A 26,356-nucleotide genomic window follows, 5' to 3' on the forward strand; every position below is an offset into this window, starting at 1 on the left:
ATCGTGTCCTCGATCGTCGCCAAGAACCGGAAGCACCTCGTGCTCCTCTCCGGTCGCTCGCATCCCGCCCTCGCAGAGGCGGTCGCGCAGGAGCTCGGCACCGACCTCGCAGGCATGGACGCCCGCACCTTCGCGAACGGCGAGATCTACGCCCGCATGATGGACTCGGTGCGCGGCGCCGACGTGTTCGTGCTGCAGTCGTACGGCAAGCCCGTGAACGAGTGGCTCATGGAGCAGCTCATCATGGTGGATGCGCTCAAGCGCGCCTCCGCGAAGCGCATCACCGTCGTGATGCCGTACTACCCGTACTCGCGCCAGGACAAGAAGGGCCGCGGCCGCGAGCCCATCTCGGCCCGCCTCGTGGCCGACCTGTTCAAGACGGCCGGCGCCGACCGCATCATGTCGGTCGACATCCACGCGTCGCAGATCCAGGGCTTCTTCGACGGCCCCTTCGACCACCTGTTCGCGATGCCGGTGCTGCTCGAGCACTTCCGCGACACCCTCGACCCGTCGACGCTGACGGTCGTCTCGCCCGACATGGGTCGCGTGCGCGTGGCCGACGTCTGGTCGGACAAGCTCGGCGCGCCGCTCGCGATCATCCACAAGCGTCGCGACCCGCTCGTGCCGAACCAGGTCTCGGTGCACGAGATCGTCGGCAACGTCGCGGGCCGCACGTGCCTGCTCGTCGACGACATGATCGACACGGGCCGCACGATCCTCAAGGCCGCAGAGGCGCTCAAGGCGAACGGTGCGACCAACGTGATCGTCGCGGCGACGCACGCGATCTTCTCGAACCCCGCCGCCGAGCTGCTCGGCTCGGGCGTCATCGACAAGGTCGTCGTCACCGACTCCATCCCGCTGAGCGACGATCAGCGCTTCGACTGCCTCGAGGTGCTGTCGATCGCGCCGCTGCTCGCGCGCGCGATCCGCGAGGTGTTCGAGGACGGCTCCGTCACGTCGATGTTCGACGGCGCCGCCTGATCCGGATGCGTCGGGGCCGCCCGTGACCCGCATCGCGCCGGCGCCGATGACGCCGGCGCTCGCGGTCGCCGTGGGCGTCGGCGCGCTCACCCGCGGCGCGCTCGTCGTCGTCGGGCTGTGGCTCCTCGTGGGCGTCTTCATCATGGTGGGCGTCGAGGAGATCGTCGGCACGCTGCCCGGGCCGGTCGACGTCGCGTCTCGCGCGACGATCGCCGGCCTCGGCGCGCTCGTGGTGGTCGGCGGCGTCGGCGAGCCGCTGCGGCTGTCGCTCGAGCGTGGGTTGCGGATGCGCTCGGCGCGTCGGCTCGCCGCTGCCGGCGCACCGATGCCGCCCGCGGCCGAGCGCGCACAGCTCGTGCGCGGCGCGATGGGACCGCTGCGCGTCGTGCTCGGCATCGTCGGCGGCACGTGCCTGCTGATCGCGCCGCTGCTGCTGGCGTTCGCCGACGACGAGACGAGCATCAGGATCGCAGGCGTCGTGCTGCTCGTCGCGGGCCTGCTGCTCGTGCCGTCGGCGATCTGGCTGCTGGCGCCGGCGTCGCGCCGGTGGCGCGAGCACATGGCGGAGCTCGAGCGCGCGTGGCCGCGGTTCCATCGCACCGATCGGCCGATCGGCGTCCGCATGGCGCGCGAGCGTCGCGCGCAGGTCGGGGCGGCGAGGGCCGCGGGGTCCTCGGTGCCTCGGCAGCGCCGCACGCTCGCGCAGCGGCTGGATGCCGCGCTCTACGCGGGGCTGGGCGTCGCGTTCGCGATCGTGCTCATCGGACTCTTCCTGCGCCAGCAGTGCCGACGCTGCGAGCCGGTCAGCTACGACCCGTGGGGCGAGCGCCTCGTCGACGGCGTCGCGACGGTCGGGCTCGTGCTGTTCGCCGGCACCGTCGCGCTGCTCATGCTGCGTGGGCTCGCGTCGATCGTCGAGCACGCCGTGCGAGAGGTGCTCGCAGCGCGGGCCGCCGACCGTGGCACGCTCCGCCGATCGGCGTGGCTCGATGGCGCCGTGGGCTCGGCGTCGTCGCTCGAGCTCGTCGCGCTCGTCGTCGGCGTCGTCGGCATGGCGGTCGCCGGCCTCGTCGTCGCGTCGGGCATCGACCCGGAGGTCATGAGCGAGCGCGAGGACCAGCTCGTCATCGTGCGAGGCTGGGCGGCGCTCGCGCCGGCGGCGGCCGTGCTGCTCGGTGCCGCAGCCATGCTCGGCATCGCGGGCGCCGTCGTCACTCGCGCGTGGCGGGCCGTCGTCTGGCCGCATCTCGGGGCCGACCCGTTCGCGGGACGCCTCGACGGGGCGTCGGGTAGCGGGTCGGGCAACGATGCGGATGCCGGCGGGAGCCTCGACCGCGGCGGCGACGGCGATGGCGGCGGCGGAGGCGACTCGTGACGACGCCGATGCTCGCCCCCGCCCTCGACTGCGCCTACCACCGCGCAGGGCTCTGCGACTCGTGCACGCGCATCGACACCGGATACGACGCGCAGCTGGCGCGGAAGCAGGCGGGTGCCGAGGCGGCGGTGCCGGATGCGGCGTGGCTGCCGCCGCACGCGTCGACGGTCGAGGCGTTCCGCAACAAGGCGAAGATGGTCGCCGGCGGCACGATGGAGGCACCGACGCTCGGCATCCTCGACGGCGAGCGCCTCGGCGTCGATCTGCGCGCGTGCCCGCTGCACGAGCGGCCCATCCGCGACGCCCTGCCGCACCTCGCGGAGCTCGTGCGCGAGGCGCGCATCCCGCCGTACTCCGTGCCCGACCGGCGCGGCGAGCTCAAGCACGTGCTCGTGACGTCGAGCCCCGACGCCGAGCTCATGGTGCGGTTCGTGCTGCGGTCGACGGAGGCCGTGCCGCGCATCCGCAAGCGCCTCGACTGGCTGCGGGAGCGCATCCCGGGCCTCGTGGTGGCGTCGGCGAGCATCCTGCCCGAGCACAAGGCCGTCGTCGAGGGTGACGTCGAGGTGCCGCTCACCGAGCGGCAGACGCTCACGATGCGGCTCAACGGCGTGCCGCTCGCGCTGCAGCCCGGCGGCTTCTTCCAGACGAACTCGGCCGTCGCCGCCGCGCTGTACCGCGAGGCGGCGGCGTGGATCGACGACGTCGACCCCGCCTCGGTCGCCGACCTCTACTGCGGCGTCGGCGGCTTCGCCTTCCATGCGGCGCGGCCGGGCCGCGACGTCGTGGGCGTCGAGACGAGCGCCGAGGCCATCGCGGGCGCCATCGAGACGGCGGCGGCCATCGGCTCGTCGGCGCGCTTCGCGGTGGGGGATGCGACGGCCGCCGACGACACGGCGGTCGACGCCGAGGTCGTCGTCGTGAACCCGCCGCGCCGCGGCATCGGCTCGCTCGCGGCCCGGCTCGAGGCATCCGCCGCGCGCCACGTCGTGTACTCGAGCTGCAACCCGACGACGCTCGCACGCGATCTCGCGGCGATGCCGTCGCTGGAGCCCGTGCGGGCGCGGATGTTCGACATGTTCCCGCACAACGACCACGCCGAGGTGCTCGTGCTGCTCACGCGGCGCTGACGCGGGTCGCTGGGCGTCGCGCGTCACGTCGCCCTGCTAGCGTGCGCGCGTGCCGAACCTCCGCTTGACCTCGTGACGACCCTCGAGCGCCGCCTCGGCGTGCCCGGCGCCATCGTCGTCGGATTGTGCGCGATGCTCGGCGCCGGCGTCTTCTTCGTGTGGACGCCCGCCGCGTTCGTGGCGGGGGAGTGGCTGTGGCTCGCCCTCGTGCTCGCGGCCGTCGTCGCGATCGCCAACGCGCTCTCGACGGCGCAGCTCGCGATGCGCCACCCCGTGTCGGGCGGCGGCTACGCGTACGCGCGCGCCGAGCTGTCGCCGACGGCGGGCTTCGCAGCCGGGTGGCTGTTCCTCACGGGCAAGACGTGCTCGGCGGCGGCGATCGCGCTCGTCGCCGCGTCGCACCTGTGGCCCGGATGGGAGCAGCCCGTCGCGATCGCCGCGGTCGTCGTGCTCGCGCTGCTGAACGCGCAGGGCATCCGCACGACGGCGTGGGTGTCGTGGGTCGTCGTGTCGCTCGCGCTCGCGGGCATCGCGACGGCGGTCGTGTGGTCGGTCGTGGCCGGGCCGCAGGTCTTGTCGTTCGGGTGGACGGCGTACGCGCCGCTGTCCGACGAGGTCTTCGTCACGAGCGGCGGCCAGACGTGCTCGTTCGGCGGCATCGGCGGATCGGATGCCGCCGCGGCCGCGTGCAGCGACGTGGGCGCGCTCGCGACGCCGCCCGGCCCGCTCGCCGTGCTGCAGGGCGCGGGACTGCTGTTCTTCGCGTTCGCCGGCTACGCGCGCATGGCGACGCTCGGCGAGGAGGTGCGCGACCCGCGCCGTACCCTGCCCATCGCGATCCTCGGCGCGCTCGGCATCGTGCTCGCCCTCTACGCGCTCGTCGCCTGGGCCACGACGACCGCCTACGCCGACGCCCTCGTGTGGCCCGAGACGCCCGTCGCGTCGCTCGTCACCGACCCGATCGCGCACCGCGTGCTGCTGACGATCGGCGCGATCGCGTGCCTCGGGTCGCTCATGGGCATCCTCGCTGGCCTCTCGCGCACGAGCCTCGCGATGGCGCGCGACGGCGAGCTGCCCGGCGTGCTCGCGCGCATCTCGCCGCGCACGCACGCGCCCGCCGTCGCCGAGGGGGCGATGGCGGTGCTCGCGATCGCGCTCGTGCTCGTGGCGCCGCCCGTGCTGCTCGTGGCGCTGTCGTCGACGTCGGTGCTCGCGTACTACGCCATCGGGCACGTCGGGGCGCTGCGGATGCGGCGCGCGGCGCCCGAGGAGTCCTGGGTGCCTCGGTGGGTCTCGATCCTCGGCCTCGCGCTGTGCACGCTGCTCGTCGTCACGCTGCCCTGGTACGGGGTCGTCGCATCCGCGCTCTGGCTCGGCATCGCGCTCGCGATCCGCGCCATCCGCCGCCGCACCGCATCCCGCTGAGAACGCCGATTGGGCAGTAGATGCTGTCCCGACGGCGTGTCGGGAGCATCTACTGCCCAATCGATCGCATCGACTGCCCAGTCAGGGGGAGAGCCTCTGGAGGGACGGGATCAGCGCTTGACGCCCGCGCTCACGCGCACCGCCTCCGTGGCGGTCTGCGGGATCTCGGTGCCCGAGCCGTGCGTGTCCTCCATCGTCGTCTCGTCGAACGGGTCGCGCTTCGCGAGCACGTTCGTCACGCGACCGTGGTCGATCTGCTTCGTCCACGTGCCGATGAGCACCGTCGCGACCGCGTTGCCCGTGAAGTTCGTGAGCGCACGAGCCTCCGACATGAAGCGGTCGATGCCCACGATGACGCCGACGCCGTCGACGAGGTCGGGGCGGTAGGTCTGCAGACCGGCGGCGAGGGTCGCGAGACCCGCACCCGTGACGCCCGCGGCACCCTTCGACGCGATGATCATGAAGAGCAGCAGGCCGATCTGCTCGGGGATCGACATGGGCACGCCCATGCCCGTCGCGATGAACAGCGACGCCATCGTGAGGTAGATCGCCGTGCCGTCGAGGTTGAACGAGTAGCCGGTCGGCACCGTGATGCCCACGACGGGCTTCGAGACGCCGAGGTGCTCGAGCTTCGCCATGAGGCGGGGGAGGGCCGACTCCGACGACGACGTCGACACGATGAGCAGGTACTCGCGGCCGAGGTAGGCCATGAGCTTGAAGATGTTCACGCGGGCGACGACCCACAGCAGGGTGCCGAGCACGCCGACCACGAACACGATGCACGTGGCGTAGAAGGCGAACATGAGCGTCGCGAGGGCGCCGATCGCGGCCCAGCCGGTCTCGCCGACGACGCCGGCGATGGCGCCGAACGCGCCGACGGGCGCGAGCCACAGGATCATCGTGAGGATGCGGAACACGAGGGTCTGCACGAGCGCGAGGCCCTCGAGCAGCGGCTTGCCGCGCTCGCCCATGCGCTGCAGGGCGAAGCCGACGAGCAGCGCGACGAACAGCACCGGCAGCACGTGCGTGCCCGTGAAGGCCGACACGAGCGTCGTCGGGATGATGCCGAAGAGCGGGCCGCCCTCCTCGGAGGCCGGCGCCTCGTACTCGGCCGACGCGATGTTGAGGCCCTCGCCCGGGTGCACGAAGTTGCCGACGACGAGGCCGATCGCGAGGGCGAACGTCGACATGACGATGAAGTAGCCGAGGGCGAGGCCGCCGACCTTGCCGACGGTGGCGGCCTTGGCGATGGAGCCGATGCCGAGCACGATGGTGCAGAAGATGACCGGCGCGATCATCATCTTGATGAGGGCGACGAACGCGGTGCCGATGGGCTTGAGCGCGACGCCGACCTCTGGCCAGATGAGGCCGACGGCGGCGCCGAGCACGACGGCGATGATGACCGCGACGTACAGGCCGTGGGTGGCGAAGCGCGAGTGGCGCTTCGATGTGCTGGTGGTGGGCGACGTCGCCATGGTGCTCCTCCTGGGCGCGTCGCCACGATGCGACGCTGCTTCGGATGCGAGCATCCTCGCCGGCGCACGACGATGCCTCCTTTCGTGCATAGTGTTCGCAGCGGACGACGGTCTGCGGCGAGGGGGAGCGGCATGCGCCGACGGTGGCGCGATGCGAGCATCGCGACGCGGCTGTTCGTGCAGTCGACCGTGCTGCTCGTCGCCAGCGCCGTCGCGGCGTTCGCGCTGCTCGCGTTCGACGCGCAGGCGGATGCGGAGCACGAGGCGACGGTGCTGAGCCGCGACGTCGTGCTGGCGCTCGCGACCGATCCGACGATCGAGACGGCGACGGCTGCGGCGTTCGCGGAGTGGTCGGTCGACGAGGATGCCGCGATCGCGGATGCCTCGGCGCAGCTGCAGCCGTACGCGCTCGAGGTCGTCGACCGCACGCGGCTCGACTACGTCACGATCATGCATCCGTCGGGCATCCGCTACACGCATCCCGACCCCGACCAGATCGGGCAGCGCTTCCTGGGATCGACGGCGGAGGCGCTCGCGGGCGGCGTCGTGACCGAGACGTTCGAGGGCACGCTCGGCCCGTCGGTGCGCGCCGTCGCACCCGTCGTCGTCGACGGCGAGGTCGTGGGACTCGTGTCGGGTGGCGTCACGATCGCGCAGGTGACGAGCGAGGTCGTGACGCGGCTGTGGGTCGTGGCGCTCGTGCTGCTGGGCGCCGTGGTGCTCGCGGCCGTCGCGGCGTGGCTGCTCGCGCGCAGGCTCAAGGTCGCGACGGGCGGTCGCGGCGTCGAGGAGCTCGCACATCTCTTCGCGGCGCACGAGGCCGTGCTGCACTCCGTCGACGACGGGCTGCTGCTCGTCGAGGGCGACGCGATCGTGCTCGCGAACGACCGCGCGCGCACGCTGCTGGCCCTGGGCGACGTCGTGCTGCCCATCGCGGTCGCCGACGCGGCCCTGCCGCGCACGGTGCGCCGCGTGCTCGCGCAGCCGGGCGACGGCGTCGCGCCCGTGCTCGTGGGCAGGCGCTCGCTCGTCGTCGAGCGCGAGGCGGCCGACGTGCCGGGCGCGCGTCGGGCGGGCACCGCGACGATGCTCACGATCCGCGACCGCACCGAGCTCAGCAGGATGGCCGGCGAGCTGGATGCGGTGCGCACGCTCGCGACGGCGCTGCGGGCGCAGACGCACGAGTTCGGCAATCGCATGCACACGATCGCGTCGCTGCTGTCGCTCGGCGAGCCCGAGCGCGCCCTCGAGGTCGCGGCGTCGGAGCGCGACCTGGGGCAGCGCCTCGCCGACCGCGTCGTGGGCGCTGACGAGGAGCCCGTGATCGCGGCGCTGCTGCTCGGCAAGACGGCGCAGGCGCGCGAGCGCGCCGTCGACCTGCACTTCGAGACGCGCCTCGACCCCGGCACGCACTGGGTCGACCCCATCGACTTCGTCACGATCCTCGGCAACCTCGTCGACAACGCGATCGACGCCGCCGCATCCGCCCGCGCCCGCACCGGGGCGACGTCGCGCGAGCTCGGCGAGCGCTGGGTCGCCGTCTACCTCGGCGCCGACGACGACGGCGCCATCGTCATGCAGGTGTCGGACTCGGGCGAGGGCGTGCCCGACGACGCGCGCGAGCTCGCGTTCGAGCAGGGGTGGACGACGAAGGAGCACGGCGGCGACGGCCGCGGCTTCGGCCTCGCGCTCGTGCGGCAGACGGTCGAGCGGCTCGGCGGCACGATCGAGCTCGGGCGCGAGCTCGGCGCGGTCGTCACGGTGGTGCTGCCTCGGCCCGACGCCGAGCCGCCCGCCGACGACGACGCCGACGTGCGCACGTCGACCGACCGCAGCCTGCAGCCGCGGAGGCGCTCGTGATCCGCGTGCTCGTCGTCGAGGACGACCACGGCACCGCCGACGCGCACGCCGCCTACGTCGGCAGGTGCGAGGGCTTCGAGGTCGCGGGCGTCGCGCACTCGGCGACCGCCGCCATCCGCGCGCTGCGGGATGCGCAGCAGGGCACCGACCGCATCGACCTGCTGCTGCTCGACATGAACCTGCCCGACGGGCACGGCCTGCAGGTGTGCCGCGAGCTGCGCGCGGCCGGCCTGCTCGTCGACGTCATCGCCGTCACGGCGGTGCGCGAGCTCGACATCGTGCGCGAGGCCGTCGCCGTGGGCGTCGTGCAGTACCTCATCAAGCCGTTCGGCTTCGCGGTGTTCGCCGAGCGGATGCGGCAGTACCGGGCGTACCGCGACGAGCTCGAGGGCGCGTCGAGCCTCACGCAGCAGGAGGTCGACCGCGCGATCGCCGCGCTGCGCACGACGAACGCGCCGGGCCTCGCCAAGGGACTCTCGGCCGAGACGCTCGAGTCGGTGTCTGCGCTGCTCGCGTCGGCGGGCGACGCTCGCAGCGCCACCGAGGTCGCCGCCGACCTGGGCCTGTCGCGCGTCACGGCCCGCCGGTACCTCGAGCACCTGGCGGATGCGGGCGTCGCCGAGCGCAGCCCCCGCCGCGGCACGCGCGGCCGCCCCGAGCTCGAGTACCGCCGCCGCGCCTGACCCGCCCCGCTCCCCCGACATCCGGGTTTGCGTTCTGCAGGCGATTCCGCCTCTTGAGGGGAATGTTCCCTTGAAGGACGGAATCGCCTGCACAACGCGATCCACCGAACCCGCGACACGGCTTCGCGCACCGCGGAACCGACCCGCCGGGATACCTCGCTGACACGTTCGCGTGGCATCGTGGCCCGCTCCACGAGGAGGGAGTGGCTCCATGCCCGAGGTCGTGTCCGAGGACGTGACGCAGTCCATCGACCTGCTGCTGCAGCTGGCGATCGCCGCCGGCATCGCGGTCGTCGCCGCCATCGCCGCGAGCATCGTGCTCGTCGGAGTCGTCGCCGCCATCACGCGGTCGCGCACGCGGATCGTCGCCGTGCGCCGGCCGCTGCGCTGGCCCGTGGCGACGCTCGCCGGCACGATCGCCTTCGCGATCGCGTTCGCGTCGCTCGGCATCCAGACCGAGCTCGGCACGGCGGGCGACGTCATCGCCCACGCGCTGCTCATCGCCACGATCGCGCAGGGTGCCTGGCTCGTCGTGCGCATCCTGGGCGTCGCGGGCGATGCGGTGCTCGCGCGCTACGGCGCGACCGAGGGCGACCGCCACCGCCGCAAGGTGCACACGCAGATCGCGATCATGCGCCGCGTGCTCGTCGTCGTGATCGTGGTCATCGCGATCGGCGCCGCGCTCTTCACGTTCGAGGGCGCCCGCGTGGCCGGCACGAGCCTGCTCGCGTCGGCGGGCGTCGCGTCCCTCGTCGCCGGCCTCGCCGCGCAGTCGGTGCTCGGCAACGTCTTCGCCGGCCTGCAGCTCGTCGGCTCGGATGCGCTGCGCGTCGACGACGTCGTCGTGGTCGAAGGGCACTGGGGCACGATCGAGGAGGTCACGCTCACGTACGTCGTCGTGAAGATCTGGGACGACCGTCGCCTCGTGCTGCCGTCGACGTACTTCACGTCGACGCCGTTCGAGAACTGGACGCGCACGTCGAGCGAGCTGCTCGGCGGCGTCGAGCTCGACGTCGACTGGCGGGTGCCGGTCGATGCGATGCGCGCCGAGCTCGTGCGCGTCGTCGAGGGCAGCGAGCTGTGGGACGAGCGCCTGCAGCTGCTGCAGGTCACCGACGCCGTCGGCGGCATGGTGCGCGTGCGCGTGCTCGTGTCGGCGGTCGACTCGGCGGCGCTCGCCGACCTGCGGTGCCTCGTGCGCGAGCGGCTCGTCGACTTCCTGCGCGCCGAGCATCCCGAGGCCCTGCCGCTGCAGCGCATCGAGGTGGCGCAGCAGCGCGCGCCCGAGCCGCGGCGGTCGGAGCCGGCGACGGGCGACGTGCCCGGCCTGTTCTCGGGCGACGCGGAGGCGGAGGCGCGGCGCGAGGAGTTCACGCATCCCATCGACATCGTGCGCCCCGAGAGCGCCGACGCCGACGTCAGGCGGTGACGGGCGGCAGCGCCGACCAGGGGAACACGATCCACCGGTCGGTGCGCCGCCACACGAAGTCGGGGTCGACGACCGACGTCGGCTTGGCGTAGAGCACGGCCGACCGCGCCTCGGCGCCCATGCCGCGCAGCAGGTCGAGCACGAGCGCGAGCGTGCGGCCCGAGTCGGCGACGTCGTCGACGACGAGCAGGCGGCGGCCGCGGATGGCCTCGACGTCGAGCATGGGCTCGAGCAGCACGGGGTCGGGCAGCGTCTCGTGCACGTCGGTGTAGAACTCGACGTTGATGGCGTCGGCGAGCTTGAGGCCGAGCGCGTACGCGAGGTGGCCGGCGGGCAACAGGCCGCCGCGTGCGACGGCGATCACGATCTCGGGCCGATACCCGTCGGCCGCGATGGCGGTGGCGAGCTCGCGCCCGGCGTCGCCGAAGCCCTGCCAGGTGAGCACCTCCTTGTCGGGCTCCGCGAGGTCGGATGCGTCGGCGTGGAAGGCGCTCATCCCTCGATCGTGCCACGCACGGCGGGTGCGGGCGGCAGGCGCACGAGCACGGCGCCCGCCGCCGCCCACGCGTCGCGCACGCCGTCGTCAGCGGGCATCGTGCGCCGTCTCGAGCGCATCCGTGCGCGCGGCGCCCGACGGCGGCTCGAGCGCCGCCCGCAGCAGCGCCTTGGCCCGCGCATGCCTGCCGCGCGCCGTGGAGGCGGGGATGCGCAGCAGCGTCGCCGCCTGCTCGAGCGAGAGGCCGTCCCAGTGCACGAGCCGCACGAGCTCGGCGAGCTGCTCGGGCAGCGTCTCGAGCGCGGCGCGCACGTCGCGCGCGTCGTCGCCGTCGGCGGGCGCGGGTGCGGCGGCGAGCGCCTGGCCGAGCGCGACCGTCGCGGCCGTACGGCGGCGGTGCGACCGCTCGTGGTGCCGCAGCACGTTGCGCGCGACCCCGAAGAGCCACATGCGTGCCTGCTCGTCGTCGGCAGGCATCCGTCGTCGGGCCCGCCAGGCGGCGACGAACGTCTCGCTCACGAGGTCGGCGGCGTCGTGCGGGTCGGTCGTGCGGCGCACGAAGTAGCCGAGCAGCGTGGGCGCCGCAGCCTCGAGCACGCGCTCGACGTGCCCAGCACCGGTCACGGCTGGTCCACCGTCGGCGCCGACGTGCACTGCGTCTCGAATGCTGCGCCGAAGCCGCCGGGCAGGGCCTCGGGATGCTCGTCGAGCAGCTGCGTCGCGAGCGGCGTCTGGATGGTCTGCATGAGCGCGTCCTGCAGGATGCGCTCGACGGGGTAGATCGACGCGTCGACGAGCTCGCCCTGGTGCTGCACGTCGAAGTCACCGGGCTCCGCACCCGCGACGAGCGTGCCGATCTCGTCGAGCCTGCCGATCGAGTTCAAGCCAGCCGCGATCGCCTCCGGGTCGGGATCCATCGTCGCGACGTCGAGCGCGTCGAAGTACGCGACGGCGTCGGCCCGCACCTCGTCGGGCAGCTCCTGCGTCTCGAGTCGGCTCTCGCACGTGCCGATGGGCGTGCCGTCGACGGCGAACCAGTCGCGAGCGACGACGAGGTCGGGATCCTCGAGCGTCCACGGCCCCCACTGCGTCGCGGCCACGGCGACGGGTGCGGCCAGCACGAGCACGGCACCGAGGCCGATCACGGGGGCGAGGTGGCGGCCACGGCGACGCGGACGGGTCGTGCGCGCCTCGGCGACGACGGCGTGCAGCGCCTCCTCCGTGGCGTCGTCGTCGATCGCGACGCGGCCGGCGTCGCGCAGTCGCGCCTCGAGCGGATCGGTCATGGTGCGCCCCTTCCTGAGCATCTGCATGTGCATGCCCGCTCGGCGGCGATCCGTCCACGCATCCGTCAGATTCGTGGATGCGCGCGGCGAGACTCGAACGGCGCGCCGCCCGCGAGGGGCGACGCGCCGCGCGTCAGGAGTCAGCGACTCGGTGCTGGCCGAGTCAGTGCGTGTCCTCGGCCTCGATCTCCGAGCGGTCGCCCGACCACAGCGTGTGGAAGGTGCCCTCGGCGTCGATGCGCTTGTACGTGTGCGCGCCGAAGAAGTCGCGCTGGCCCTGCACGAGCGCCGCGGGCAGGCGCGGGGCGCGCAGGCCGTCGTAGTACGCGAGCGACGACGCGAACGCGGGGATCGGGATGCCCGACTGCGCCGCGCCGGCGACGATGCGGCGCCACGAGTCCTGCGCCGTCGCCATGACGTCGGCGAAGAACGGTGCCGTGACGAGGGCGACGAGGCCCGGGGCGGCCGCGTACGCCTCGGTGATGCGGTTGAGGAAGCGGGCGCGGATGATGCAGCCGCCGCGCCAGATCTTCGCGACCTCGCCCTTGTCGATCGCCCAGTCGTGGTCGAGCGCGCCCTGGATGATCGCGTCGAAGCCCTGCGAGTACGCGATGACCTTCGAGGCGTAGAGCGCGAGGCGCACGTCCTCGACGAACGCGTCGGCATCCTGCACCGACCACGGCGACGACGGGCCGGGCAGCGCTGCGCCGGCGGCGCGCTGCGCGGGCTTCGACGACAGCGAGCGAGCGAAGACGGCCTCGGCGATGCCCGACACCGGCACGCCGAGGTCGAGGGCGGTCTGCACCGTCCACGCACCCGTGCCCTTGGCGCCGGCGGCGTCGAGGATGACGTCGACGAGCGGCTGGCCCGTCTTCGCGTCGACCTGGCGCAGCACCTCGGCGGTGATCTCGATGAGGTACGACTCGAGGTCGCCCTCGTTCCACTCGGCGAAGATGTCGGCGATCTCGGCCGGCGACTTGCCCGTGGCGTGGCGGATGAGGTCGTACGCCTCGGCGATGAGCTGCATGTCGGCGTACTCGATGCCGTTGTGGATCATCTTCACGAAGTGACCCGCGCCGTCGGCGCCGACGTGCGTCACGCACGCCTCGCCCTCGGCGACGGCGGCGATCTTCTCGAGGATCGGGCCGAGCGTCTCGTACGACTCGACGGTGCCGCCGGGCATGAGCGACGGGCCGTTGAGCGCGCCTTCCTCGCCACCGGAGATGCCGCAGCCGACGAAGTGGATGCCGGTCTCGCGCACCTTCTTCTCGCGCGCGATCGTGTCGGTGAAGAGGGCGTTGCCGCCGTCGACGATGATGTCGCCGGGCTCGAACACCGAGACGAGCTCGTCGATGACGGCGTCGGTGGGGCGGCCGGCCTTGACCATGATGATCGCGGTGCGCGGCGTCTGCAGGCTGTCGGCGAGCTCCTGCATCGTCGCGGCCTTCACGAACTCGGCCTCGGGGTGGGCCTCGATGAGGGCGTCGGTCTTCGCGGTGGTGCGGTTGTAGACGGCGACGGTGTTGCCCTCGCGGCTCGCGAGGTTGCGCGCGAGGTTCGACCCCATGACGGCGAGTCCGACGACGGCGATGTTGGCGGTGGGCATGCTGCTCCAGTCCTGTAGCGGGGATGCCTCCCCAGGCTACCGAGGGCGCGATGCCGTTCCGAGAGGGCTCCGAACGTCGTCCAGGATTTCGAACGCCCCGCTTTGTTCGACCCAGTGGACGTGGTTTCCTGTGCTGAACGCAAGGAGGCGGTCATGGCAACGACGCCGAACCACCCGCAGCACGTCGACGAGACGCTCGTCGCCATCGACGCCGAGCTCGAGCAGCTCGCGAGCGGTGCGACCTGGAGCGAGGGTCCGCTGTGGATCCCCGACGCACGCGTCGTGCGCTGGAGCGACATCCCCGGCGATCGCATCCTCGAGTGGGATGCCGCGACCGGCGAGCAGCGCGTGCACCGCACGGGCGTCGAGTTCACGAACGGCCGCGCGCTGCTGGCAGACGGCGCCGTCGTGCAGTGCTCGCACGGCCGCCGAGCCCTCGAGGTGGAGCGCGCAGGCGCCGTCGAGACGCTCGTCGATCACCACGGCTTCGCCCAGCTGAACTCGCCGAACGACGTGCTGGTGCACGACGACGGCAGCATCTGGTTCACCGACCCGCCCTACGGCATCGTGCAGCCGCACGAGGGGCACCCCGGCGAGCAGGAGTACGGCGGCTGCGCCGTCTTCCGGCTGCACGAGGGCGTGCTCGCCGTCATGACGCTCGACATCCTGCGCCCCAATGGCATCGCATGCTCGCCGGACGGACGCACGCTCTACGTCACCGACACGTCTGCGGCGCTCGACGACGGCCCGGAGCACTGCATCTGGGCGTTCGCGATCGTCGGGGACGGCGCCGACGTCGCGCTGCGTGACCGTCGCGTGCTCGCCGAGATCGTCCCGGGCGTGCCCGACGGCATCGCGGTCGACGTCGCCGGCCGCATCTGGTCGTCGGCGGGCGACGGCGTGCACGTGCTCGCGCCCGACGGCACCGAGCTGCTGCGCATCCCGGTGCCCGAGGTCGTCGGCAACGTATGCTTCGGCGGCGACGACGGCGACGAGCTCTTCATCGCCGCCACGACGAGCCTCTACCGCATCCGCACGACCACGCGGGGCCTGCGATGATCGCGCGCACCGACCTGCGGCGCGGCGCCATCCAGGCGACCGACACGCCGGCGCCGGCGGCGTTCCGCGCCGTGCAGGTGCTCGACGTGCTCAGCCAGTCGCCGGAGCCGATGACGCTCACGGCCACCGCCGTCGCGACGGGCCTGCCGAAGTCGTCGGTCGCGAACCTGCTCGTCACCCTCGAGGCGACCGGCATGGTGCGCCGACGCGGCTCGGGATGGGTCGTGGGCTATCGCGCGATCGAGATCGGGCAGTCGGTGCTGACGCACACCGACGTCGTCACCGAGTTCCGGCGTCGTGTGCGCACGCTGCCGACGCTCGCGGGCGAGACGGTGCTGCTCGCCGTGCGCGACGGCCTGCAGATCGTCTACGTCGCCAGGCATGACGGCGCGCAGACCGTGCGGCTCGCGAGCGACATCGGGCAGCGCATGCCCGCCGTCGTCACGAGCCTCGGCAAGGCGATGCTCGCGCAGCTGCCCGACGACGAGCTCGACGCGCTGCTGGCCACGCTCGGCGAGCTGCCGCGGCCCACGCGGCAGTCGCATGCGACGGTGGCGGCGCTGCGCACCGACCTCGTCGCGACGCGCGAGCGCGGCTTCGCCGTCGACTTCGAGCAGAACACCATCGGCATCTCGTGCGTCGGCGTCGCCGTCGACGATGCCGCGGTGCCCACCGCGGTCTCCACCACCTTGCTGTCGCAGCGCATGAACCCCGGCCTCCACGCCAGGCTCGTGGCCGACCTGCGCGATCTCGCGGCGACCCTCGCCGTCTACGCCCGATGAACGCCCGGCTGCTCGAGGTCGAGCACCTCGACAAGCGCTTCTTCGCCACGCACGCGGTGCGCGATGTGTCGTTCGCAGTCGACGAGGGCGAGATCGTGGCCCTGCTCGGCGAGAACGGTGCAGGCAAGTCGACCGTCATCAAGATGCTCGCGGGCGTCTACCGACCAGACGAGGGCAGCATGCGACTGCTCGGCGACGACATCGCGACGAACGCCGCGCGCTCGTCGGTCGCGTTCATCCATCAGAACCTCGGGCTCGTCGAGTGGATGACGGTGGCCGAGAACATCGCGCTCGCGATCGGCTATCCCCGCCGTGCGGGCTTCATCTCCCAACGGGCCATGCGCGCCCAGGCGGAGCGCGTGCTGGACGCCGTGGGCGGCGGCATCGACCCCGATGCGCGCATCTTCGATCTCCCGCGCACCGAGCGCAGCCTGCTCGCGATCGCACGCGGGCTCGTGCAGGAGCCGCGGCTGCTCGTGCTCGACGAGCCCACGGCGTCGCTGCCGCAGGCCGACGTCGAGCGCCTGTTCACGGTGCTGCGGCGGCTGCGCGACGACGGCGTCGGCATGATCTACGTCTCGCACCGTCTCGACGAGATCTTCTCGATCACGTCGCGCGCCGTCATCATGCGCAACGGCGCGAAGGTCGCCGACCGGGCCGTCGACGACCTGAGTCACGGCGAGCTCGTCGACCTCATCGTCGGCCGCGAGACGCACGTCGCCGCCTTCGCCGAGCCGAACGCCGACGAGGCGCTGCGGCTGGACGGCGTCACGGCAGGCGGCGCTGGCCCCGTCGACCTCACGGTGCGCGGCGGCGAGGTCGTCGCCCTGTGCGGGCTGCGTGGCAGCGGCCAGGACGCGATCGGCCGAGCCATCGCGGGAGCGCTGCGCATCGACGGCGGCGCCATGCGGCTCGACGGCGAGCCGTACGCCCCGCGAGACCCGCATGGCGCGGTCGCACGCGGCGTCGGCTTCGCCACCTCGAATCGCGAGGCCGAGGCCGTCGCGGCGGGCATGTCCATCCGCGAGAACCTGTTCCTCAACCCGCGCGTGTGGGGGAGTCGACTGTGGTCGACCCTGCTGCCCGGGGCGGAGCGGCGACGCGCGGCCGAGATCGTCGACCGGTTCGACGTGCGGCCCCGCGATCCCGAGATCGCCCTCGACACGCTCTCGGGCGGCAACCAGCAGAAGGTGATCCTCGCGCGCTGGTTCGGCGTCGGGCGCCGGCTCGTCGTGCTCGAGGAGCCGACGATGGGCGTCGACGTCGGCGCGAAGGCCGACATCTACGGCATCCTCCGCGACGCCGCGGCCGACGGCACGGCCGCCGTCGTGGTGTCGACCGACATGGAGGAGGTCGCACGCATCGCGCACCGGGCGATCGTGTTCGGGCGCGGACGCATCGTCGCCGAGCTCTCTGGCGACCGCCTCACCATCGCCGCGCTCGTCGCCGCGGCTTCCGACCTCGATCGACAGGACGCAGCATGACGATGAACACCTCGGTGCGCTCGACGGCGCTCGAGCCGGGCAAGGGCGCCTCGCTCTGGAACCGCATCACCTCGAACTACGGCATGGTGATCCTCACCCTCGCGCTGTTCGCGGTGTTCGCCGCGCTCCGGCCCGACACGTTCGCGTCGCTGCTGAACTTCCAGCTGCTCGCCTCCGGCAAGGCCGTGCTGCTCGTGCTCGCCCTCGCCGTGACCATCCCGATGGTCGCAGGCAAGATCGACCTGTCGATCGGGTACGGCGTCGGCATGTGGCAGGTCATGAGCCTGTCGTGGCAGCTGCAGGGCCTCGACTACCGCCTCGTCATCGTGCTGAGCCTCGTCGGCGGTGCCGTGGTGGGACTCCTCAACGCGCTGCTCGTCGAGCTCGCGCAGGTCGATGCGTTCATCGCGACGCTCGCGACCGGCCAGGTGATCTACGCGATCACGTACTGGTACACCGGCGGGCGCCAGATCACCGACGCCTCCGGCGATCGCGCCGCGGCGTTCGATGCCATCTCGACGTGGTCGCTCGGCCCCATCCCGGGCCCGTTCATCATCGCGATGGCGTTCGCGGTCGTGCTGTGGCTCGTGCTCGACTTCACGCCCGTCGGCCGCTACCTGTACGCCGTCGGCGCGAACCCCGCGGCGGCGCACCTCACGGGCATCCCGCGGCGTCGCTTCGTCGTCGGCGCCATGATGGCGTCCGGCGTGCTGACCGCCGTCGCCGGCATCCTGCTCGCCTCGCGGCAGGCGGGCGTCGCGCAGGCGAACATCGGCCCGGAGTACCTGCTGCCGGCGCTCGCCGCCGCGTTCCTCGGGTCCACGACGATCCGGCCCGGCCGCGTCAACGCGCTCGGCACGATCCTCGGCGTCGCGATCGCGACGATCGGCATCTCGGGCCTGCAGCAGCTCATCCCCGGCCAGTTCTTCCTCGAGCCGCTGTTCAACGGCCTCACCCTCGTGGCGGCCATCACGATCGCGTCGGTCGCCTCGCGGCGACGCGTGCAACGCGCGGATGCCGTGCCGGTCGCCGATCCAGGAGCCGGCTCCGCCGCATCATCCCCAGACCCGGGCGCACCGATGCCCGACCCCGGCCACGACGACGTCGAGGCCGCTGCAGAGAGGAACCCATCATGATCCGACGTCATCGCATGCTCGCGATGCTGGCGCTGCCACTGGCAGCCGGCGTCGTCCTCAGCGGATGCTCGAGCGAGTCCGTCGGCGGCGACGACGCCCCCGACGCCTCGGGCGGCACGAGCGACACGGGCGACTTCGCCTCGATCATCCCCGACGGCGACATCGTCGCCGCGAGCCAGGAGATCGTCGACGCATCGCTCGACGCGACCGAGGGCTTCACGCCGCCGTCGGAGGGACCGCAGGCCCAGCAGTCAGGTGCCACGATCGCGTTCGTCGGCAGCGACCTCACGAACGGCGGCATCAACGCCGTCGCCGAGGGCGTCGAGGAGGCGGCCGAGGCGATCGGCTGGACGGTGAACGTGTACGACGGCCAGGCGACGGCGCAGGGCCGCTCGGACGCGATGGCGCAGGCGATCGCCTCCGGCCCCGCAGCCATCGTGGTCGGCGGATTCGACCCGACCGAGCAGGCGACTGCGATCCAGCAGGCGGGCGACTCCGACATCCCCGTCGTCGGCTGGCACGCCGGCGCCGAGGCCGGTCCGGGCAACGGCCTGTTCACGAACGTCACGACCGATCCGCTCGACGTCGCGCAGCTCGCAGGCGCCTACGTGGTCGCCGACTCCGACGGCACGGCGGGCGTCGCGATCTTCACCGACGGCCAGTACGACATCGCGGTGCTCAAGGCGGATGCGATGCAGGCGTACGTCGAGGCGTGCGACGGCTGCCAGGTGCTCGACTACCAGGACTCGCCCATCGCCGAGAGCGGCCAGCGCATGCCCGGCCTCATCTCGAACCTGCTCCAGACGCACGGCGACGACCTCACCTACCTCATGGCCATCAACGGCAACTACTTCGGCGGTGCGCAGCAGGCGCTGAGCGCGGCGGGCACCGACCCGGCGGGTCCGCCGTACGCGGTGGCCGCCGGCGACGGCGACGCGGCGGAGTTCCAGCGCATCCGCAACGAGGAGTACCAGGCCGCGACGGTCGCCGAGCCCCTGTACCTGCAGGGCTGGCAGATCGTCGACGAGGTGAACCGTGCCCTCGCGGGCGAGGACCCGTCGGGCTTCGTGCCCGCTCCCGGGCTCGTGACGGTCGAGAACGTGCCCGACGGCGACGTCTTCGACCCCGACTCCGGCTACCGCGACGTCTACCGCTCCGTCTGGGGCGTCTGACGACAGACTCGCGGCGGGGAGGCGAGTTCCGGTGCGACCCGGGCCTCCTCGCCGCGACCCACGTAGCGGCCGCGGTCGCTCGGGTCCACCCCGAGCGGCCGCGGCCTCCCGCTGCATAGCGTCCAGGCATGCAGATCGGATACAAGCTCTTCGCCGAGGACGTCGCTCCCAAGGAGCTCATCCACCGAGCCGTCGAGGCCGAGCGGGCCGGCTTCGACTTCGTCGAGATCAGCGACCACTTCCACCCGTGGCTCCCCGAGCACCAGCACTCGTCGTTCGCCTGGGCGATCCTCTCTGCGATCGCCGCGCAGACGACGACGCTGCGGCTCGCGACCGGCGTCACCTGCCCGTCGATCCGCTACCACCCGGCGATCGTCGCGCAGGCGGCGGCGACGCTGCAGATCATCTCCGACGGCCGCTTCACGCTCGGCGTCGGCGCGGGCGAGCGGCTCAGCGAGCGCATCGTGGGGGAGGGCTGGCCGGAGGTCGGCGATCGGCACGCGCGCTTCCGCGAGGCGCTCGAGATCATCCGACTCCTGTGGTCGGGCGGCACGCACTCGTACCGGGGCGAGCACCTGCGCCTCGAGGACGCCCGCGTCTACGACCTGCCCGAGCGGCTGCCCGAGATCGTGGTCGCGGCGGGCGGACCGCAGGCGGCGGCGCTCGCGGCCGAGCTCGGCGACGGGCTCTTCTCGACCGACCCCGACGCGTCGCTCGTCGAGGCGTGGACGTCGGCCGGCGGCAGCGGCCCCCGCTACGCCGAGGCGCCGACGGCGTACGCGGCCGATGCGCGCGCGGGCGCCGAGGCAGCGCACCGCCGCTTCCGCTTCGGGTCGCTCGGCTGGAAGGTGCTCGCCGAGCTGCCCGATCCGGCCGCCTTCGACCAGGCGACGCAGGCCGTGCGCGTCGAGGACATGCAGGAGTCGTTCGCGTGCGGACCCGACGTCGAGCGGCACGTCGAGGTCGTCTCGCAGTTCGTCGACGCCGGCTTCGACCACGTCGCGCTCATGGATGCGAGCGAGGACCCGGATGCGTTCATGACCTTCTTCGCCGACGAGCTCGGGCCGCGGCTGCGCGGGCTCTGACTGTCTCGCGCCCGGCTCAGCGCTCGGCGACGAAGCGGCGCGCGACCGAGAGGTCGTCGTCGCCGAGGCCCGCGTCGACGAGCTCGACGTAGGCGGCGCGCAAGGCTGGCAGCAGCGTGGCGTGCGTGCCGGTCGCGTCGGCGACGTCGGTCGCGAATCCGAGGTCCTTGACCATGTACCTGGCCAGCCCGCCGGGCTCGTAGTCCTCGTCGACGAGCCTGCGGTGGTTCGCGCGCAGCAGGTTCGACCCCGCGTAGCCGCCCTGCAGCAGCGTCCAGAGCGCGTCGACGTCGATGTCGGAGCGCTCGGCGAGCACGGTCGCCTCGGCGATCGCGAGCATCGTCGCGCCGACGACGAGCTGGTTCGCGGCCTTCGCGACCTGGCCCGCGCCGAGCGGACCGAGGTGCACGGCCGTGCCGCAGGGCGCGAGCGCGGCGGTGGCCTCGGCGGCGTCCGTCTCCGACCCGCCGAGCATGATCGAGAGCGTGCCGTCGGTGGCGCCGCCGACGCCGCCGGACACGGGGCAGTCGACCACCCGGACCCTGCCGCCGGTGTCGCGCGCGAGTCGCTGCGCGAGCTCGCGCACGCCCGTCGGCGACGACGTGGAGGCGACGAGCAGCAGCAGGGGGCGCTCGGCCGCGAGGATGCCGTCGGGTCCGTCGAGCGCGGCCTCGAGCTGCGGCAGGTCGGGCAGCATCGACAGCACGACGTCGACGTCGGCGGCGAGCGCGCGCGGCGTGTCGGCCCACGTGGCGCCGAGCGCCTCGAGATCCTCGTGTCGGCGCGTGCGTCCCGTGATCACGAGGCGCCCGTGGGCGCGGAGGAGATGCTCGGCCATGGGTCGCCCCATCGCGCCGAGCCCGATCACGCCGACGGCGGCGTCGTGCTGGCTCATGCGTCCAGGATACGGGCGTCCACTGGGCAGAACCATGTCCACAGTGCTGGATGGTCGGTAGGCTGGACGGACGTGCCACCGATCGAAGGGGATGGGCCATGGATCGACTCCGCGTCGCGATCATGACGGGACTGCCGGAGGCGCTGTGCGCCAGGATCACCGAGCTCGAGCCACGCGTCGAGCTCCTGCGCGACGAGCGGCTCGCTCCGCCTGCGCGCTCGATCGCCGAGTGGGCACGCCCGAGGTGGCCGGAGCGATCGGCTGCCGACCAGGCTGCCTTCGAGGCGATGGCTGGGGAGGCGGATGCCCTGTTCGGCATCCCGGACTCGCCTGCGACCCTCGCGCGCGTGCTCGCCGCATCCGACTCCGTGCGGTGGGTGCACACGATGGCTGCGGGTGGTGGCGGTCAGGTGAAGGCGGCCGGCCTCGACGCCGACACGCTCGAGGAGGTCGTCTTCACGACGAGCGCGGGCGTGCACGGCGCCCCGCTCGCCGAGTGGGCCGTGCTCGGCGTGCTCGCGGGCGCGAAGGACGTGCCGCGCCTCGAGCGCCAGCGCCGCGAGCGCAGCTGGGACGACGGCTGGGCCATGCGCCACGTCGAGGACATGACGGTGCTCGTCGTGGGCCTCGGCGGCATCGGGCAGCAGGTCGCCGCGAAGCTCGGCGCGCTCGGCGCGACCGTCTGGGGCACGACGCGCTCGGGCGAGCCCGTGCCGCACGTCGACCACCTCGTGGCTGCGGACGACCTCGCGGCCGCGGCAGCCCAGGTCGACGCCATCGTGCTCACGCTGCCCGGCACGGCGCTCACCGAGCGGCTCGTGGGCGACGCCGTGCTCGCGAACGTGCGCCCGGGCACGATCCTCGTCAACGTCGGTCGCGGCACCGTCGTCGACGAGGGCGCGCTGCTGCGTGCGCTCGACGACGGCCGCATCGGCTACGCCGCCCTCGACGTCACCGCCGTCGAGCCGCTGCCCGCCGACAGCCCGCTGTGGAGCCACGAGCGCGTGCTGCTCAGCCCGCACACTGCGGCCCTGCATGAGGATGAGCCCGCGCGCATCGCCGCGCTCTTCGCGGACAACGCCCGGCGCCTGCTCGACGGCGAGCCCATGCGCAACGTCGTCGACACCGTGGAGTTCTACTGATGGCCGGCGACGGCGCCGATCAGCGCGATCCGGCTCCCGCGGTCACGCGCGGCCTCGGCATCCTCGGGCTGCTCGCGGCGTCCGACGGCCCCATGACGCTCACCGAGCTGTCGAAGGCGCTCGGCATCGCGAAGTCGTCGGCGTCGAACCTGTGCCTCGCGCTCGAGGCCGGCGGCGTCGTCGAGCGAGTCCCGCTCGGCTTCCGGCTCGGACGGGGCATCGCCGAGCTCGGTGCGGCCTACACGTTCCAGTTCAACCAGGTGCGCGAGCTCTTCTCGGTCTGCGAGCGCTCGACCGTGCTGCGCCGCGAGGTCGTGCAGATCGCGATGCTGGCCGACTCCGACGCGCTCTACCTCGCGCGACACGAGGGACGCGCCCACGGCCGCATCGGCACGCCGCTCGGCTCGCGACTCCACGCAGGCCTGTCGGCGACGGGCAACGCGCTGCTCATGGCCCTCGACGACGACGAGGTGCGGGCGCTCATGCTCGCGGCTCCCGCGCCGAGGCTCACGGCGCGATCGGCCGGCGACGTGGATGCGGTGGTCGCCAAGGTGCGGCGTGCGCGCGAGCGCGGCTACGCGGTCGACGAAGGGCAGTCGTTCGAGGGGATCACGGGCGTCGCGGTGCCGCTGCCCGCGTGGACGCCGAGCGATCCGGCGCTCGCGATCGGCGTGGCGCTGCCCGCCGACGTCGCGACGCCGGAGCACGTCGCCGCGGTGGGGCTGGCGCTGCAGCAGGCGGCGACGGCGCTCACGAACCCGCTGGGGCGTCCCGCGCGCTGACCTGTTCAGCAGGTTGGACTCTGTTCACCATGCTGCTACCGTGACCTGCACGAGCGTCCCCGGAGCGGTGGACGCGGGCTCGAAGGAGAGATCGTGACCGACGCGCACACCCCGGCGCAGGCGAACCCCGCCGCCCGACCCAGCGACGACCCCGAGTACGCGGCCAACCTGCGCCGCGCCACGCTCGCCTCCAGCGTCGGCAGCGCGCTCGAGTACTTCGACTTCGCGCTCTACGGCCTCATGACGGCCCTCGTCTTCAACGTGCTGTTCTTCGACCAGACCGACCCCGCCGTCGGCCTCGTCGGCGCGTTCGCGATCTACGGCGTCGGCTTCGTCGCTCGCCCCATCGGCGGCCTGGTCTTCGGCATCCTCGGCGACCGCCTCGGCCGCAAGTGGGTGCTCGTCGTCACGATCGTGCTCATGGGCGGCGCTTCCACCGCCATCGGCCTGCTGCCGACCTACGAGCAGGTCGGCCTCCTCGCACCGATGCTGCTCGTGCTCATGCGCATCCTGCAGGGCTTCGGCGCCGGCGCCGAGCAGGCGGGCGCCACGGTGCTCATGGCCGAGTACGCGCCCGTCGCGCGCCGCGGCTTCTTCTCGGCGCTGCCCTTCGTCGGCATCCAGGCGGGCACGCTGCTCGCGGCGCTCGTCTTCTCGGGCATCGCGCTGCTGCCCGAGGAGCAGCTGCTGTCGTGGGGCTGGCGCGTGCCGTTCCTCGGCTCGTTCGTGCTCATCCTCGTCGCGCTCTTCATCCGCCTGCGACTGCGCGAGACGCCGACGTTCGTCGAGCTCGAGCAGCACGACCAGATCGCCGAGCGTCCGCTGCGCGAGATCTTCACGCGCGGCCTGCCCGGCGTCATCACGGGCATCGGCCTGCGCATGGCCGAGAACGGCGGCTCGTACATCTTCCAGAACGTCACGCTCGCGTTCGTCGCGACCGCGGGCGCCGGCGCGTTCCTCGCGAGCCCCATCGACCGCGGCGTCGCGACGTGGGGCGTCACGGTCGGCTCGCTCATCGGCATCTTCTCGGTGCCGCTCACGGGCCACCTCTCCGACCGCTTCGGCCGCAAGGCGGTGTACCGCTTCGGCGCCGTCTTCATGCTGCTCTACGCGTTCCCGGCCTGGTACGCCCTGTCGCTCGGCATCGGCTGGCTCGCGATCGCGGTCATCGCGATCGGCATCGGCGTGGCCGTCAACTCGATGCTCGGCCCGCAGTGCGCCATGCTGCCCGAGCTCTTCGGCAATCGGCACCGCTACCTCGGCGTCGCGATGGCGCGCGAGATCTCGGCCGTGCTCGCCGGTGGCCTCGCGGGCGTGCTGGGCGTGTGGCTGCTCACCCTCACCGACGGCACGTGGCAGGTCATGGCGCTGTACGTCGCGACGATCGCGGCCATCACGACCGCGGCGACCTTCCTCGTGCCCGAGACTCGAGGCAGGGACCTGCTCCGCATCGAGGATGCCGTGCGCATCTCGACCAGCGAGGAGCACACGGGCGTCATCATCACGGAGGCACGCGCATGACCGCAGACCACGATCGACCCGCAGGGCTCGCCGCGTTCGACCTCACGGGGCGCGTCGCGCTCGTCACGGGGTCGAGCCAGGGCATCGGCCGCGCGCTCGCCGAGGGGCTCGCCGGCGCGGGCGCCACGGTCGTCGTGCACGGCCGCGACCGGGCGAAGGCCGAGCGCGCCGCCGCCGAGATCGCCGCGGCGACCGGCTCGCCGACGCACGTGTCGACGTTCGACGTCACGGATGCCGCGGCGGTGGATGCGGGCATCGGCGCGCTCGAGGCCGAGCTCGGCACGCCCGACGTGCTCGTGAACAACGCCGGCATCCAGCGGCGGAACCCCATCGCCGACTTCACCGACGACGACTGGCACGCCCTGCTGGCGACGAACCTCACGAGCGCCTTCCTGCTCTCGCGCCGCGTCGCGCGCGGCATGATCGCGCGCGGCTCGGGCCGCATCGTGTCGATCGGCTCGGTGCAGTCGCAGCTCGCGCGCCCGTCGATCGCGCCGTACTCGGCGACGAAGGGGGCCATCGTCATGCTCACGAAGGGCCTGTGCGCCGACCTCGCACCGCACGGCATCACGGCCAACGCCATCGCGCCGGGCTACTTCGCGACCGAGCTCACGGCGCCGCTCGTCGCCGACGAGCAGTTCTCGTCGTGGGTGCGCGGCCGCACGCCCGCCGGTCGGTGGGGCGACGTGCGCGACCTCGTGGGCGCCGCGGTGTTCCTCGCCTCCGACGCCTCCGCGTTCGTCAACGGGCAGACGCTGCACGTCGACGGCGGCATGACGGCGGTGGTGTGATGCGCATCGCACGCACGCTCGTCGACGGCGTCGCCACCTGGATCGGGGCGGAGGGGCCGGATGCGCCGTGGCGACCGATCGCCGATCCCTACGCGGCGTTCGCCGCCGGCGCCGACCCCGCCCCGCTCGGCGAGGCGCTCGCCGGCGTCGCGGCGGACGGGCCCGAGCTGCTCGCACCGTGCGCGCCGCTCGCCATCGTGGGCATCGCGCAGAACCGCACGCAGAACGACCACCCGCTGCCCGTGCAGGGCTGGCTGAAGTCGCCCCGCACCGTCGTCGCGAGCGGCGTGCCCGTCGACGCGCGCCGCGACGCCGGGCGCCTCGTCGTCGAGGCCGAGCTCGCGCTCGTCGTCGGCAGCGACCTCTTCCAGGCGAGCGTCGACGAGGCGATGGCGGGCATCCTCGGCTACACGGCCGTGAACGACGTGTCGTATCCCGACCGCTCGCTCGTCGACCAGCGCAACTTCGAGGCGAAGGGCGGCATCGGCGCGACGCCGCTCGGACCGTGGATCGAGACGGGTCCGATCGGCGACGTGCCGATCCGCATGACGGTCGGCGGCGTCGACGTCGTCGACACGACGAGCGGCGCGCTGCCCGTGTCGCTCGCCGAGTGCGTCGCGTACGTGTCGCACTGGCTGCCGCTCGGCCCCGGCGACGTCATCATGACGGGCGCGCCGTTCTCGAACGCGCCCGCGCAGCCCGGCGATCGCGTCGACATCCGCGTGGGCGACGTCTCGCTCACCACGCAGCTCCACTGACCC

General features: G+C 73.0%; 24 protein-coding genes. 18 read left to right on the forward strand and 6 right to left on the reverse strand.

Annotated features, from left to right (window positions below):
• Positions 1-3: 3 nt before the first annotated feature.
• The 4 genes from BLQ67_RS12390 (at position 4) to BLQ67_RS12405 (ending at position 4,911) form a co-directional block, all read left to right on the forward strand.
• A complete protein-coding gene (locus BLQ67_RS12390) occupies positions 4-981 on the forward strand; it encodes a ribose-phosphate diphosphokinase (RefSeq protein WP_231945045.1) in 978 nt (325 codons plus the stop codon).
• Between the two features lie 22 nt (positions 982-1,003).
• Positions 1,004-2,356: a hypothetical protein gene (locus tag BLQ67_RS12395; protein ID WP_092505498.1), complete on the forward strand. Its 1,353-nt coding sequence runs from the start codon at positions 1,004-1,006 to the stop codon at positions 2,354-2,356.
• 8 nt (positions 2,357-2,364) lie between these two features.
• Entirely contained in the window at positions 2,365-3,486 is a 1,122-nt protein-coding gene (locus BLQ67_RS12400; RefSeq protein ID WP_092506928.1) for a methyltransferase domain-containing protein, read from the forward strand.
• Positions 3,487-3,558: 72 nt separating this feature from the next.
• A complete protein-coding gene (locus BLQ67_RS12405; RefSeq protein ID WP_092505500.1) occupies positions 3,559-4,911 on the forward strand; it encodes an APC family permease in 1,353 nt (450 codons plus the stop codon).
• A gap of 110 nt (positions 4,912-5,021) precedes the next feature.
• Here BLQ67_RS12405 and BLQ67_RS12410 read toward each other — a convergent pair whose 3' ends face one another.
• A complete protein-coding gene (locus BLQ67_RS12410) occupies positions 5,022-6,386 on the reverse strand; it encodes a cation:dicarboxylate symporter family transporter (protein ID WP_092505502.1) in 1,365 nt (454 codons plus the stop codon).
• 132 nt (positions 6,387-6,518) lie between these two features.
• On the opposite strand from BLQ67_RS12410, the gene BLQ67_RS12415 reads away from it, so the two are divergent.
• From BLQ67_RS12415 to BLQ67_RS12425, 3 genes are all read left to right on the forward strand, one after another.
• Positions 6,519-8,246 (forward strand): sensor histidine kinase, encoded by a 1,728-nt coding sequence (locus BLQ67_RS12415; protein WP_172802326.1) that lies wholly within the window; start codon positions 6,519-6,521, stop codon positions 8,244-8,246.
• Positions 8,243-8,929: a response regulator gene (locus tag BLQ67_RS12420; RefSeq protein ID WP_092505506.1), complete on the forward strand. Its 687-nt coding sequence runs from the start codon at positions 8,243-8,245 to the stop codon at positions 8,927-8,929. The genes BLQ67_RS12415 and BLQ67_RS12420 overlap by 4 nt, the downstream gene beginning before the upstream one ends.
• 211 nt (positions 8,930-9,140) lie before the next feature.
• The gene (locus BLQ67_RS12425; RefSeq protein WP_092505508.1) at positions 9,141-10,358 is read left to right on the forward strand and encodes a mechanosensitive ion channel family protein; all 1,218 of its coding nucleotides are present in this window, start codon (positions 9,141-9,143) and stop codon (positions 10,356-10,358) included.
• Here the strand turns inward: BLQ67_RS12425 and BLQ67_RS12430 are convergent.
• From BLQ67_RS12430 to gndA, 4 genes are all read right to left on the reverse strand, one after another.
• Positions 10,348-10,854, reverse strand: a complete 507-nt coding sequence (locus tag BLQ67_RS12430) for a phosphoribosyltransferase (RefSeq protein ID WP_092505510.1) — start codon at positions 10,852-10,854, stop codon at positions 10,348-10,350. The two genes, BLQ67_RS12425 and BLQ67_RS12430, sit on opposite strands and share 11 nt — an antisense overlap.
• 87 nt (positions 10,855-10,941) lie before the next feature.
• Positions 10,942-11,478 carry an RNA polymerase sigma factor gene (locus BLQ67_RS12435; protein ID WP_092506929.1) on the reverse strand — a complete coding sequence of 179 codons (537 nt, stop codon included), beginning with the start codon at positions 11,476-11,478 and terminating at the stop codon, positions 10,942-10,944.
• Positions 11,475-12,140, reverse strand: coding sequence for a hypothetical protein (locus tag BLQ67_RS12440; protein WP_157674836.1), 666 nt, complete (start codon positions 12,138-12,140; stop codon positions 11,475-11,477). Before BLQ67_RS12440 ends, BLQ67_RS12435 begins: the two co-directional genes overlap by 4 nt.
• A 163-nt stretch (positions 12,141-12,303) precedes the next feature.
• A complete protein-coding gene (gndA, locus tag BLQ67_RS12445) occupies positions 12,304-13,746 on the reverse strand; it encodes an NADP-dependent phosphogluconate dehydrogenase (protein WP_092505514.1) in 1,443 nt (480 codons plus the stop codon).
• 153 nt (positions 13,747-13,899) lie between these two features.
• Between gndA and BLQ67_RS12450 the strand changes: the two genes are divergently transcribed.
• The 6 genes from BLQ67_RS12450 (at position 13,900) to BLQ67_RS12475 (ending at position 20,464) form a co-directional block, all read left to right on the forward strand.
• Positions 13,900-14,805: an SMP-30/gluconolactonase/LRE family protein gene (locus BLQ67_RS12450; protein ID WP_092505516.1), complete on the forward strand. Its 906-nt coding sequence runs from the start codon at positions 13,900-13,902 to the stop codon at positions 14,803-14,805.
• Complete coding sequence (locus BLQ67_RS12455) at positions 14,802-15,587, forward strand: IclR family transcriptional regulator (protein ID WP_172802327.1); 786 nt, start codon at positions 14,802-14,804, stop codon at positions 15,585-15,587. Before BLQ67_RS12450 ends, BLQ67_RS12455 begins: the two co-directional genes overlap by 4 nt.
• Positions 15,584-17,071, forward strand: a complete 1,488-nt coding sequence (locus BLQ67_RS12460; RefSeq protein WP_092505520.1) for a sugar ABC transporter ATP-binding protein — start codon at positions 15,584-15,586, stop codon at positions 17,069-17,071. Before BLQ67_RS12455 ends, BLQ67_RS12460 begins: the two co-directional genes overlap by 4 nt.
• Positions 17,068-18,207, forward strand: a complete 1,140-nt coding sequence (locus tag BLQ67_RS12465) for an ABC transporter permease (RefSeq protein WP_197674607.1) — start codon at positions 17,068-17,070, stop codon at positions 18,205-18,207. Before BLQ67_RS12460 ends, BLQ67_RS12465 begins: the two co-directional genes overlap by 4 nt.
• Entirely contained in the window at positions 18,204-19,379 is a 1,176-nt protein-coding gene (locus BLQ67_RS12470; RefSeq protein WP_092505524.1) for a substrate-binding domain-containing protein, read from the forward strand. The genes BLQ67_RS12465 and BLQ67_RS12470 overlap by 4 nt, the downstream gene beginning before the upstream one ends.
• A gap of 128 nt (positions 19,380-19,507) precedes the next feature.
• Complete coding sequence (locus BLQ67_RS12475; RefSeq protein ID WP_092505526.1) at positions 19,508-20,464, forward strand: TIGR03557 family F420-dependent LLM class oxidoreductase; 957 nt, start codon at positions 19,508-19,510, stop codon at positions 20,462-20,464.
• 16 nt (positions 20,465-20,480) lie between these two features.
• Here the strand turns inward: BLQ67_RS12475 and BLQ67_RS12480 are convergent, their stop codons facing one another.
• On the reverse strand, positions 20,481-21,359 hold the full coding sequence (locus tag BLQ67_RS12480; RefSeq protein WP_092505528.1) for an NAD(P)-dependent oxidoreductase: 879 nt from the start codon (positions 21,357-21,359) through the stop codon (positions 20,481-20,483).
• A gap of 98 nt (positions 21,360-21,457) precedes the next feature.
• Here BLQ67_RS12480 and BLQ67_RS12485 point away from each other — a divergent pair, with 98 nt between their 5' ends.
• The 5 genes from BLQ67_RS12485 (at position 21,458) to BLQ67_RS12505 (ending at position 26,353) form a co-directional block, all read left to right on the forward strand.
• A complete protein-coding gene (locus BLQ67_RS12485) occupies positions 21,458-22,501 on the forward strand; it encodes a D-2-hydroxyacid dehydrogenase (protein WP_092505530.1) in 1,044 nt (347 codons plus the stop codon).
• Positions 22,501-23,283: an IclR family transcriptional regulator gene (locus BLQ67_RS12490; RefSeq protein WP_092505532.1), complete on the forward strand. Its 783-nt coding sequence runs from the start codon at positions 22,501-22,503 to the stop codon at positions 23,281-23,283. The genes BLQ67_RS12485 and BLQ67_RS12490 overlap by 1 nt, the downstream gene beginning before the upstream one ends.
• 93 nt (positions 23,284-23,376) lie before the next feature.
• Positions 23,377-24,804 (forward strand): MFS transporter, encoded by a 1,428-nt coding sequence (locus BLQ67_RS12495; RefSeq protein ID WP_092505534.1) that lies wholly within the window; start codon positions 23,377-23,379, stop codon positions 24,802-24,804.
• Entirely contained in the window at positions 24,801-25,595 is a 795-nt protein-coding gene (locus BLQ67_RS12500) for an SDR family oxidoreductase (protein WP_092505536.1), read from the forward strand. The genes BLQ67_RS12495 and BLQ67_RS12500 overlap by 4 nt, the downstream gene beginning before the upstream one ends.
• Positions 25,595-26,353, forward strand: a complete 759-nt coding sequence (locus tag BLQ67_RS12505) for a fumarylacetoacetate hydrolase family protein (RefSeq protein WP_092506930.1) — start codon at positions 25,595-25,597, stop codon at positions 26,351-26,353. Before BLQ67_RS12500 ends, BLQ67_RS12505 begins: the two co-directional genes overlap by 1 nt.
• The last annotated feature ends 3 nt before the right edge of the window (positions 26,354-26,356 follow it).

Origin of the sequence: Agrococcus jejuensis, from assembly GCF_900099705.1 — a bacterium.
GTDB lineage: Bacteria > Actinomycetota > Actinomycetes > Actinomycetales > Microbacteriaceae > Agrococcus > Agrococcus jejuensis.

Coding starts and splice junctions, on each gene's coding strand:
- BLQ67_RS12455 (WP_172802327.1), top strand. CDS start 14,802: ATGATCGCGCGCACCGACCTGCGGCGCGGCGCCATCCAGGCGACCGAC.
- BLQ67_RS12490 (WP_092505532.1), top strand. CDS start 22,501: ATGGCCGGCGACGGCGCCGATCAGCGCGATCCGGCTCCCGCGGTCACG.
- BLQ67_RS12400 (WP_092506928.1), top strand. CDS start 2,365: ATGCTCGCCCCCGCCCTCGACTGCGCCTACCACCGCGCAGGGCTCTGC.
- BLQ67_RS12410 (WP_092505502.1), bottom strand. CDS start 6,386: ATGGCGACGTCGCCCACCACCAGCACATCGAAGCGCCACTCGCGCTTC.
- BLQ67_RS12485 (WP_092505530.1), top strand. CDS start 21,458: ATGGATCGACTCCGCGTCGCGATCATGACGGGACTGCCGGAGGCGCTG.
- BLQ67_RS12430 (WP_092505510.1), bottom strand. CDS start 10,854: ATGAGCGCCTTCCACGCCGACGCATCCGACCTCGCGGAGCCCGACAAG.
- BLQ67_RS12425 (WP_092505508.1), top strand. CDS start 9,141: ATGCCCGAGGTCGTGTCCGAGGACGTGACGCAGTCCATCGACCTGCTG.
- BLQ67_RS12505 (WP_092506930.1), top strand. CDS start 25,595: ATGCGCATCGCACGCACGCTCGTCGACGGCGTCGCCACCTGGATCGGG.
- gndA (WP_092505514.1), bottom strand. CDS start 13,746: ATGCCCACCGCCAACATCGCCGTCGTCGGACTCGCCGTCATGGGGTCG.
- BLQ67_RS12465 (WP_197674607.1), top strand. CDS start 17,068: ATGACGATGAACACCTCGGTGCGCTCGACGGCGCTCGAGCCGGGCAAG.
- BLQ67_RS12475 (WP_092505526.1), top strand. CDS start 19,508: ATGCAGATCGGATACAAGCTCTTCGCCGAGGACGTCGCTCCCAAGGAG.
- BLQ67_RS12470 (WP_092505524.1), top strand. CDS start 18,204: ATGATCCGACGTCATCGCATGCTCGCGATGCTGGCGCTGCCACTGGCA.
- BLQ67_RS12500 (WP_092505536.1), top strand. CDS start 24,801: ATGACCGCAGACCACGATCGACCCGCAGGGCTCGCCGCGTTCGACCTC.
- BLQ67_RS12460 (WP_092505520.1), top strand. CDS start 15,584: ATGAACGCCCGGCTGCTCGAGGTCGAGCACCTCGACAAGCGCTTCTTC.
- BLQ67_RS12415 (WP_172802326.1), top strand. CDS start 6,519: ATGCGCCGACGGTGGCGCGATGCGAGCATCGCGACGCGGCTGTTCGTG.
- BLQ67_RS12440 (WP_157674836.1), bottom strand. CDS start 12,140: ATGACCGATCCGCTCGAGGCGCGACTGCGCGACGCCGGCCGCGTCGCG.
- BLQ67_RS12450 (WP_092505516.1), top strand. CDS start 13,900: ATGGCAACGACGCCGAACCACCCGCAGCACGTCGACGAGACGCTCGTC.
- BLQ67_RS12480 (WP_092505528.1), bottom strand. CDS start 21,359: ATGAGCCAGCACGACGCCGCCGTCGGCGTGATCGGGCTCGGCGCGATG.